Annotated in this window: 3 protein-coding genes; all 3 read right to left on the bottom strand. The window is 37.3% G+C overall.

The features are described from left to right. Window position 1: 1 nt before the first annotated feature. The gene (locus tag DKM50_01810; protein ID PZM83639.1) at window positions 2–11,170 is read right to left on the bottom strand and encodes a hypothetical protein; all 11,169 of its coding nucleotides are present in this window, start codon (window positions 11,168–11,170) and stop codon (window positions 2–4) included. 29 nt (window positions 11,171–11,199) lie between these two features. Beyond that, window positions 11,200–11,793: a hypothetical protein gene (locus DKM50_01805; GenBank protein PZM83638.1), complete on the bottom strand. Its 594-nt coding sequence runs from the start codon at window positions 11,791–11,793 to the stop codon at window positions 11,200–11,202. Between the two features lie 106 nt (window positions 11,794–11,899). Then, complete coding sequence (locus DKM50_01800; GenBank protein PZM83637.1) at window positions 11,900–12,577, bottom strand: hypothetical protein; 678 nt, start codon at window positions 12,575–12,577, stop codon at window positions 11,900–11,902. Window position 12,578 lies beyond the last annotated feature (1 nt).

The raw sequence follows: 12,578 nt of genomic DNA, 5'->3' as shown, positions 1-12,578 counted from the left end.
ATCAGCGAATAACCCCAATCTTTCTGATTATTTGTATTTCTTTTGAATCAGCTTTTGCTCTGATTATTGCAATATAACCGCCTTTAGCAACGACATTCTCAAATATATTTTTTCCTGACCATTCAATAATATTATAGCCTTCCGTCCCTCCAGGTCCTCCGGGAGAGAAACTGAGATCTTTCACCAGGTTTCCAAACAGATCATATATTTTAATCACAACCTCAGCAGGGGCATTCAGGACATACGATATAAAAGTCTTTTCTTTGTCAGGATAAAATGGATTCGGATAATTAATCACATCAGATAATAGGGCTGAAGGCTTGTCAGGCCCATAAGTAATACCTGCGGATTCTTCTGAGTACCCACTCATATCACCGGCATTATTCTCTACTTTCACTCGAAAATAGTAAGTGTCAAAATTATATGATGGGACAACTATATAACTGGTCTGATTGCTGACATTAATAAGCTGCCATTCCGATGCAGATCCTTTTTTCATCTGCAGATAATATTTCGCAATCCCTGATTCAGAATCATTTGAACTACCCCAGCTAATAATTATGTTAGCAGTAGAAGAACTAAGCTGTGCAAATGGCCTTCCCGGTATCGATGGAGGAGAGAGATCGACCAGTATCTTATCAGAGATACTGAGCTCACTCCATAATCCTTCCGAGCTCATCACCTGAAATGCAATATAATATCCTTGTCCGGGGATTAACGTTATATTATCAACTACAATATTTGAAGTAACCGCATTATCGGTAACGGTATTCGCATGAACAGAATGTAGAGTCGAAAGATCTATTATTTTCCAGTCGACAATATCTGCTATTCCTGGCATCGTTCCGATAGCATACTTAACATTTTTTACTCCATTAAGAGCAAAGCTTTCAAATGAAAAACTTAATTGGTTTGTTTTGTTGATAAACGGGGAAAAATTAATTGTAGGTCGTTTAGGCTGTCTTTCATCTAATGTATTTGCTGTAATAAGTATACAATTTGCAGTAGTAAATATCATTGCTTCTTCATTAAGCATTACATCGAGAGTCGGGCTCAACTGAACAGAAAAAAGGGTATTAGTCGTTGTATTGTTTTCATCGAGCTTAATTAAAACATAGTATAGTGATTCTTTATCACTCGTTATTTCAGTATTTCCGGTAGCAACCAAATAGTTCTCATAGGAAGCAAAGGAACTATTGTAGAGTTCATCAGTATCATCGAAACCATCAACAATGCCAGTTTCTTTATAGATGTTCAATTTAGAAATACTGATCGGATTAATTTCACCATTTAGATTTAAAATAAGTCCTTTCAGAGAAGACGTATTATGAAATGTTTGTAAATATAAACGACACAATTCAAATTCGTTAATAACACTGATACTCTGATTTACTGAAGTTGCAAAACTGAACTGAGTTGTCGTCTGGTAACGGACAATGTTGATAAGATGAGGCTCCCAATTAAAAGTCTCATTAGCAATAGTATCCGGAGGAAGAACATTAAATGTCTTAAAGAGGTCTGAGTTCTGTACTTCAATACCCAAAGTCTGTCCCTTAGGCGCGTTTGGATCAATATCAACCACAACAAAGTAATTAACAGTACTAGAATGGAGCAATTGCAATTCAATCGGTATAACAGCCCATCCGCTACCGTTAAAGGTATTGATCAATTGTGTTGATACTTTTGTATTTGTTGACGGGTTAAAAATGCAATCACTATTATCATCACGATATATCTGAACGTTCTTAATATATTGGCTATCTAAAGTGCCGGTTTTCTTGAATACTATTTCCTGCGCAATAGAAGCGTACCTAATAGATGTTTTTAGCCCAAAGGTCTCTATTACGTAATTTGAAGCCTCTTGCGCAACATTCCGGGTTACCGCAACAGGATATTGGAACATATACAGCTTATCATTCGTATTTACAAGGGAATATGGTCCGCAAGCAGATGGGAATTCACCGGTAACATTATCCGAAGGCTCATCAGGAGTAATACTTGAAGGAGCGGACAATGATAAAGAAAAAGTCTCATTTGATCTGTCAACTTCAGCAATATCAACAACAATCAAATAGTTAATTGATGTCGTCCTGATACGCTCCTTAACTGCAAATGGCAAATTGATAATAGTGCTGCTACCCTGGACCGATGTATTAACGGATGCTATTAGTTTATCAGAAATGATAGAATTTGATGAAATAACCAATTGTCCGCTATTACCTGAACCATCATCCCGATAAAGCTTAATGCATTCGATATTACTCAAATCCAAACTTCCGCCCTTAGAAAACTGTATTGTGCTGATATCGACAAAATTACGGTCCGTCGCCATTTCCACCGACGCCAAGGTTACATTCCTGCTTCCAGGAATAAACTCAGCGTTTTGAAGTCCGTGCATTACTACAAGCAACGTATCCATGGAAGCCTCTACAGTCAGTATCTTAGATAGTATAGGCGCTTGTATAATATTACCGCTAATATTCACAACCTCCTCATCTGCGGACATTCCAGACAGGCTGTCAGGACCGGCAATCGAAAATCCTAATGAAGATCCGGGGATTAGGTCGTCTGCTAAATCGCAGATAACCAGATAATTTTGGGTCGTACTGTTTAGAATTTGTTTATAGGCACCAAAATTCATCAGAACAGATCCTTCATTAATTGTATATATCTGACCAACCGTAATCTTCATATCGACAACATCTCCGGTCAGATCCAGTCGTTTATTATTATTTATATCCTTATAAACATTGATCTGTTTAATTTTTCTTTCATCAAGTGTTCCTAGTTTGTCTAATTTGATCGACTCCCAATTTATCTGTTTTCCATTAGTCGACAACGAGAGGACTGCACCTATTGCTTTTTCCTCAGCCTGATATAAATTTTTGCTCACAACATCACTGAAAAATACTGTTACATAATTCCTTGGAATACTTATTGTAGAATAGTCCGTCTCGAATACTGCGTTATCAACACGCACTATAGTGCCATTGTCTACTCCATAGGAATCAGCTGATTCAACTCTTAATTGAAATTTATTCCCAATATTAGCTGAAGGATGTACATCTACAGCCAAGAAATACCAGTTGGAGGTACCGGTCATTACTTCTGCATTATCAAAAGTAAGCTCAAATATTTTTCCATTTTTATAGGTATTTACAGTAACTTCGCTATCCCCCAGGTCGCATACACCAATACTACCAGTATTAGGATTATCACGAATAATATGAATTGAAGTTATTTCGCTATCTTTCAATGTTCCGTTAACTCTAACAATAAGCGAATTCCAGTTTAAGGTAATGGATTCATGATTAGAGCTTAACAAAAGCTTCTCCATAATATTAAAGGTTGTCCCTGTCCCTGCCTCATGAGGAGCTAAACTACCTACATCGTTCACGTATAATTGCTTTGGAAGCTCATTAATTGAATGAAACCCATTGTAAAAAGCACCGGAAAAACTGACAATATCAGGTGAAGAAACCTTAAAATCGCTTGTGCTTATAGTAAACCCTAGATTACCTGTTATTCCAATTGGGGCAAGATCTTTCTCAAGGTCAACTACAAAATAGTAAACTACAGGCTGAGTACCAATAACTTCTGCAGCAGAAAAGGTAATCGTAGCTTCCTGTTTCTCAATAGAGCTTACTTGAAACCGGACCTCTCCAACAAAATAATCTTTCCCTGAATCAAAAGCGTTGTTGCCAGAATTCTCTTTATATACAGCAAAACGCTTCAGGTCAAGAAATTCGCCTGGGACATCGTTACCGGCATTTAGCTGAAAGTGAATAGCTTGAAAATACGTTTCATGCTGATTCGCAGATAGCGTTAATTTAGAAATAGGAACAAAACGATCTCCACGATAAAATACATAATCCTCGTTTAAGGTATAATCATTTATGCTTACAGTCAACATATCAGTAGCTTCTATAATATTTATCGTTGCTGCTGAAAAATTTCCCATTTCAATTTTATCCTGATCATCCGTCCGAGAAAGATACAGATTATCTTTTGAACTAATGATTTTAACGTAGTGATTAGCACTCGCATGTCTAGCAACATCGAACAGAACAAAATAATTCCTGGTCAAGACATCAGTCACAATCATTCCATGTTCTGTTCCCTGAATCATTTCATCGGGGAATACAAATTCTACCGAATTATCATTTATAGTTGAGGTAGCTATGCGCTCATCCTGAACATCGTAGGTGCTATTCAAATTCGTATCTTCATAAAGATAAAAGGCAGAAAAATCATTAGAATTATAATTACCGGTAACTTCCAACTCCAGTTTTTCAAGAACAACTGAGTTGGATGATGCCCTTAAGGAAATTGCAGTTAATTTGTTAAGCTTTGAGTCACTCGTTACAATATATTCCTGAGTAAGATAATTATTGAAGATAACGTTCAAAGTATCCGATGAAGCTTCGATAGCTAAATTATCTGATTGAATTAAGATAGCATTGCTTGTAACCTGATCAGAGAAAAGAGAATCGTTAGCCAGTATAAACGAATTATTGGTAATCGTAAAAATTGATTGATGATTAATCTCCGCGATATTATCGATAACCGCAACTACATGTATATAGGTTGGATTAGAAGTGATTGTTATCAGCCCATTCTCGACATTAGTGAAATCTACTTGAACTGGAGCAGCAATATCTGTAATACTTGCGATACCAAGCAACTGCTCAGCAATTCCTCCAGTCGGGGTCTTTGCTAAAATTTTCGAGTCACCGATCACATCCTTATAAACTTCTATAGCTTTTATATCTGACGGAAAGATAGTTCCGTCAAGTTTAATTAACAACGAAGCTAAACTAGTTTCATACTGGTTGTTGACTCTGACCCCTGCATAGAGCACATGAACTTTTTCTCCCTGTTTCACCGTTCCGGTAATCTTGTTGCCTGATTCAAAAACCTCAAGGATACTTGGTGGATCTATTATTTTACCATTCATTGTCGGAGTTATTACAGTAGAAGGGAGCATAGACGTTTTTGCAGCTCGGTCCAGTTCAAAGTTAGCACTTGTTATTTTTAGGCTCAGGTACCTTCTTGGAGTAGCATTCGAAGATACTGCTGCAACAATCCAGTAGATGCTGTCTGTTTTCGAAATCATTACTGGTACAGATAAAGGAATATTCCACTCTAATCCGCTGGTTGGGTTAAATGTAGCAATTATCTGTGTATCCTCAAGTTCCGAATAATTATCTGGGTTATTCCCATCTTTAACAATTTTGATGGCAAAAATATCATTAACATTTGTATATTCGGAATTAGCATATTCAGCGCCATCAGTTTGCATACTTATTGTAACAGAGTGCAAATTACAGTAACTTACGTCCGTCTTTAATTTCAATTTAAAAAATTCGGAATGTGCTCCTTGCGCGACATCACGTTCATTCGGCAATACAAGGTTTGAACCTGACTCATATTGATTTACTTTGATGCTTACCGTCGAAGAATCTATAATCGCCAGCGTTGACTGCCATTCATTAACCTGTACCACTGCACCGGGAGCAAGAACCTCGACACCCGAAATATTAATGCTGACAGTATTATTCGGCGTTGCATTTTCTTCGAATGAAATTACCGCAAAATAGTTTACTGTTGAGCCATAAGGAATTTGCCTATATACAGAATCAACATTGATTATATCTACATACGGCACACCAGCTAACACATTTTTTTCGGATATTAAGGTATCACTTGCCGTCTCAAAAAAACCGAATAAATTATTCTGGTTCTTTTCATCTTTATATATTTTAATTGATTTAATATCATCACCAGTTGCTGTCCCTTTTATGTTCACCCGAAAACTTTCCCAGGCAAACGCTTTTGGCTTTGCTCCCATTTCTATTCGAAGCATTACATTATTTGAAGAATTGAGAGAAAACACTGAAGGGTAATTCAAAGAGAGGAAATCTGTTGTCTTAACCGAAACAATTATTTCTGCTACATCTATACCTACTCCGCTTAAAGGATTAACTACCGGATAATTGGCAGAAACTTTGTCCCGAATATCACGTAACCCAACCCCGACTACCTCTACTCCTTGCGTAACTCCTGGAGTTGCATCACCTTTGATATCAAAAAGAATAAAATAACCATTATTGGTAGTTGTAATATGCTCAGGGACATTAAGACTTACGGTAACCATGCCATTATTATCAAATGCATAAGAATTTGACAGCAACACATCTATATCAGGAGAACAGATATTGTCATCATTGCTATCTCTGAAGATTTTAGCTGAGCTAATATTCCTTGTTGGAAATGCATCCCCTGTACTATGGATATTTAGTGTAGTCCAGTGCGATTCCCCTGTATCCATTGCCATAATTAATCGCATGACTGCAACATTATTAGAACCTTGAGGAGATCTGGAGTTAATGCTGGAGGCAATAATATTTAATGTTGATGGTTTAGGGTCAATCGTAGCGACTTGTGACCCTAGAAGACCAAAATTACCACTGAAATATGCCTGAGGATCAAGAATGAAACTATTCTGAGAAATACTACTGCCAATATTAGTATAATCTCGGGAGTTATCATCGATAACAAACTTTATAGAATAATTAGTCCAGGTTTCATCGAGCACTTGAACCGAATTAAAATTCACAGTTACAGAGCTATTAACAGGACATGGAGCTGAGCCTATCAATTGATTGTTTTTATAAACATTAGCCGTCGCTACATTAATCTCTGACTCATTGCCTGTAATACTTATACGAAGGCCATAAAAGAATGAGTTGTAAATCGATGTGTTTTTTATTTTAAAAGACTGAAACAGGTATTCATTATTTTTTTCAATATTCGTAGATGGCACAGCATACGGATAAATAATAGGAGCTACAGAAACTATTGAATCATGTTTTACAATAGTTAAAATATTTGAGGTTACTCTTATTCTCCCGTCAAATTTGTCCTCATCTGCCGGACGCAGCATAATACCGCCGGGAATACTTTCTGTATCGAGTGACACATTAAATGTCGAATTTACACTCGCATTGGGATTGATTTTCGCTTTGACATTAAACGTAACCAAAGAATCTTTAATTACCATAAACTCACTCAACGAAATAGTACAAAGCCCTGAGTTATTCATGTACTGGTTATCGAGAACACTTGCGATGGCAATATTTTCTGTCACACCATTACTTTTCACATAACTTAATGTTAAATAATCAATATCACTGGTAGGATGAGTACCAAAAACTTCAAAGTTCATTGTATTAACAACAAAAGCTCCTGAGCCGGTGTTAAGAGTAAAATTAAACAGATCAAGCTCTCTGTCCTGAGTAACATTGATAGGCGCTATTAACTGAATCGCCGTGTTGGCAGGCATAAAACACTCATCTGTAGGATTAGGAGTTACAAGATTCTGTGCTGTAATATTTCCTAATGGTAATGGAGATACCTGATCCCAAGCTCCTTCTCCCTGCACCCATGACCACCCGTCATCAGGAATACTAAATTTTAGCAGTCTTCCCGGGTATGCGGCTGGAGACAACTTTACGACAACATACCAAGTATTAGTTGCACTCTCAACTATCATGTCCGGAACTGAAATAGAATACCGTTTATCATTTGCCGGAAAAGGAAATGTAGCAGCTCCGACCTTTAAATCTTTGTCTTTATTCCAATCAAGAGTATTTATCTCTTTCCAGATCGATATCTCTTCAATATCCTTCGAGGTCACATATCCGATATCGGAAGGAATATCTATAGAGATTGTTGCCACCTTTGCGTAGCTTGGCAAAGCGTTCATTTCTAATTTCATAACCGGAATTTCAGCATCTTGAGTAGCCGCGCTTTGGAGAGTGTCGGTAAAAACTAGTTGAACCTTTGAGAGAACAGCTGTAATCGCAAAGGTCCTGGAATTTAAAGGCATATTCGATACATTAACCGAAGCAGCTAATCCGGAAGGTGTAGCGACGACAGTAAAATAACTGGAATCATTACAGGAGATGTTAATAGTAGAATTTCTTTTAGAATCCGGACAGTCAATAACTATAAAATATGTTGCAATCTGTTCATCAACAGTTACTATACAGGACGTAAGATCAAGAATCACCACGCCTTCGGAAACATCCGCAGATGCAATTAACGTCTCATCCGGTGAGACTCCTGCCTCCGGGTTGATAACATAGTTATAATCATACACTCCGTTACCTTTATCTTTATATAGATACACTTTATCAACATCCCGATTAATCGAGGTACCGCTAAATTCCAGCTTCAAGGTTGACATATTAGAAGTATTCAAATCATTACTCAAAAGTATTTTTCCAACATTGCTGAATGATTCTCCCTCATGAATATGGTTCAACCAGCCAGCGGGACCAGGAAATCCAACATAGCCTGGTTTACTGTCAGGAGACAGCAACTGGACCTGCAAAACAGGGATATACCTGGATATCTGAGAATCTGCTCTACTGGTAAATTCCAGAAAGCTTGTTATTGCCGGAGCTTTAAAATAAAAACCCGTTGGTTCTATTTTGTATTGAATACTCTCGCTGACTGTAGCTCTGGGCTTGATATCGAAGGCAAGAAGATAATTTCTGGTTGCAGTAGAATTGATATTAATTGTTGGAATAACTATTTCGTTATATGGACCAACATTTGTCTTCGTAGCAAGAACATTCATGTCTTTGTCTAGCACATTTATTGTGCCAATATGATCATAACCTGATAATATCCATAAATTTAATTTTGTCCAGTAACCATCAGAAGCATCGGTACGAATATTGAACGAAGCAACAACCGATTTGGTATTCTGAGTAACCAAAGCAGGAGTAGTGTCGACAACCTGAATTGATACCAATGGAGCTTGATAATTAAACAGTGCGCTTGTCAACAAACTATTAACAGTTACTTGATTAGCTGTAACAACAGCCATATATCGCAAATACCTCCCCAGCTTACTAATACCAGCTATTTGGGTACCGGATATAAAAGGAGAAAACCCTGCCCACAATCCATCATCTCCTGCGATATCATAAGATAGCGAGAGATTATTTCCTTGTGAAGCCCAGTTTAGCGCATTCACAGAGACGACAGAACCAATATCGATAACGCGTGAAACAAACGATCCTTCAGAATTATAGACAATAGAGCTATCAAATTTAGCTCTATAAACACTTGAGACCACAGTTGAATTCAGCATTCCACCGATAACATACAAATAACTGCCAAGCACAGCAGTATCATATTCAAATATTCTTCCCGGCATTTTATTTGAGGCGGTCTTCCACGATCCAAGAACTGCCCCATCAAGCGATAAATATACAATACCATCCCGCCCGGCACCACCATCATTACCACCAAAAACATATAAGGTATTATTATATACCTCGCACGAAAAATCCTTCACAGGATATGGCAGATATTTACTTGTATTATCGACTTGCCATTCCCCGCTTAATTTACCCTGTGCATCGAATTGAATATAACGAACTTTATTTGAAATTCCATCTCCGGTTTGTCCGCCGAGAACAAGTATATAATCTCCAAGAACCGCGGTAGAATGACGAGAAACTGCATCGAGACTCTTGGTAACAGTCCAGCTATTTATAGATCCGGTCGAAGTTATTGTACCCACCAACACCTGAGAAATACATGACTGAGTACTGGTACTTCCACCAATCACATACAATGTATCTTTGATACAGACCGCAGAATGATTCGCTAATGGATTAGGGAATTGAGCCATTTCATTCCAGGTATTAACTAGTTCTCCGGTCGAAGCATTTATAGTAATGACGTAATTTCTTGAAGTACGTCCCGCGTCATTGATTCCACCTAGAACATACATTCGGCTCCCAATAATAGTTGCAGAAAAACTATCCATAGGTATTGGGAGTGTTCCAATTTCCTTCCAGGGCATAATAGACCCATCGGAAATATTCTTTGTAGTCATCAATATCTTGTTCTTGTATGTATCACCATATCCGCCAAGCGTATAGAGATAGTTCCCGGTTGAAACAACGGATTGGTCACGTAAAGGGTCCGGCATATTATAAAGACCATTTGAAGTAAAGGTATCTAGAATATAATTTCCTTCTATGTTTCCATAATATATATCCAGTTTCCCATTATTAGAGATGAAACTATAAATAAATGAAGAATTATCGCTCTCATAAGGTATGGACGCGAAATTACTTCCGCTTAAAGGAAAATTAGACGCTGTAGTCCAGGCATTTATATCTCCATTTGAATCGATGGATGCCACATACACAGAATTCTTATCTGTGCTATTTTTTCCACAAACAACATAGATATTACCTTTATTTATCACTAAAGAAGCTTTCTCACGGGCCAGAGGTAAAGTCGCCATAGCGGTAAGAACATTTGTCTCCATATTGTACTTGAGAACTTGATTGCTCACACCACCACCGTCAATTCCACCAACTATGTACATATAGCGACCACTCACACCAATACCTATAGATGCATTACCGAGGCGATTGTCAGTCTTTACCGTTTGCCAGCTTTGTATCGAACCGGTAACATTTACTGTAGTTGCATAAATATTTGAATTAAACCCACTATTAGTTGATCCACCTACAACAAATATCTTTCCTTTATAAAAAACTGCTCCATGGTCCTGCAATGCAACAGGAAGTTTATTTGTAGATGATTGAAAGGAATTTATATCACCATTTGCGTCAATTTTAGCATAATTCACTATATCGCTTATTGCACTGCCGTTGTAACCGCCAATAGTGTAAACATAGCTATTGTAATTAACCACCGCAAAATTTTCTAAGGGTTCATTTAGCTGCTGAGTTTCTTGATATCCGGTAAGGGTACCATCAGTGTCTATTCCCCAAAAATAGATTTTATTCGTTACGGTTCCATTATTGCCGCCTGCCACATACATCCTTTTATTATGAAAAAAAGCTCTATGCCCAGTTAAAGGCTGGGGTATCTTAATAATATCCGATGATTCCTGTACCCATGACGGATCAATATTTCCTCGTGCGAACAAACCTATCTCGCCGTCAACAGTATTGTATGGGCGGGTATTGTAAAAAATACCTTGTTCAAACTCATTCTGCTTATTATCACCAATATTTCGTTCTAGCGCACAGAGTGACGAACTTACCAGTAATAGCAAGAAGAATACCTGGAATAGCGTTTTTTTATATCGAGTTAAGTTCATTTTCATAGTTATTTAAATACACCTCTAAATACAAGCTATTTATTAAATACAATATTATTACCGGAAAATTTCCCATAGAATACAGTAGCAGCAGTACCAGAGATAAATTTCATGGTAATCCCTGTATCATCGCCATCAGCATAAAAGTTGGATATATCATTAATAGTGTTAACCTCTTCGGGGAGAAGCCCTGCCCTCCGCCACTCCAACGTGTCAAGTCCGTCCTTGACATAAACACTCCAAATAGTCTTATTAATGAAGTTATTTGCAATGGTCCCGCCAATCACAAAAAGAAAATTATCATGTTGAAGAACTTTATAATTCCTTATACCATCAGGGATCTTGAGATGATGGACTGCCCAGAGCCATTTAGAATTCCTGTTCATTACCATAACAAATCCCTGAACAGCAGTACTATAGAAATAGTCTCCTTCAGGGTTCGAAACCAGGATGCAAGAAGCTGGCAACTCTTTAAGCGTATAATTAAGACCGCTATATTCCCCTCCGTAATTCAATTCGGTGGTTCCTTGATCACCCGCCACAGGATATACAACATCCTGAGCATAAGCACAGGTGTTTCTTGCCATGAAAACAGTAATTATGACGAGAAGAAACAATAATTTCTGCATTTTCCCCACTCTATTTTTAGAATAATTCAAATTAAATTATTATCTGCAATTTAATCTATCGTAAAATATAAGATATTTCTTGTGCCGAATTATTCAGTACTTTCGCTCACTTAATTCTGATCAGCCCTTTTGCCTCAAAGGTAGCAGAATAATCGATTATATATTTTTGAGCTTGCTCAATTTCGTGCTTGCCTATGGAATCTCCCCGCAACTCGATAAATTCATTGATCATCATTCCCATACCTTCAGATACGGAAGCAAGAACCTTTTTCTTTTTATCATCCGGCATATTCACCATTGCCGGGGCTAAAATATTAGCGTCTATACCTGAAAAAACCATATTAAAATCTTTAGCTTCCATATCAAACAGATCATCGAATAGAATAACCAAATGAGAAATCTTTTGAGAACACTCAGAATAACTCTTACTAATCGAGCTTGTAATAGCTATTTTTTCATCGTTATCTAGTCTCTCAAATACTTTTTTTGTAAATTCCTCTCCACCCAACACACATTTAATATTTTCGGAAAATAATTCGACGACACGTTTCACTTCTTCCGCTTCAAACTGCTGGTAATTTACCAGTCCAACCATAATCTCGGCCTGCATTTCCATTGGATAATGTTCAAGAACATCCACAGCAAGCTCTCCAGGCAAACAGCCTATAACAATTGTCAATAACTCAAGATCTCTTCCCGGATTTTTTGCAAGTTCTTTATCAAGTAAAAAAACAAACTTTTGAATATTTTTTTTTGTAATAAAATAAAAATAATTTTCATTCATA

This window comes from Candidatus Margulisiibacteriota bacterium (assembly GCA_003242895.1).
Classification (GTDB): Bacteria; Margulisbacteria; Riflemargulisbacteria; order GWF2-39-127; family GWF2-39-127; genus GWF2-39-127.
The sequence above is the reverse complement of the archived record's forward strand: the minus strand, read 5'-3'. Positions and strand labels throughout refer to the sequence as shown.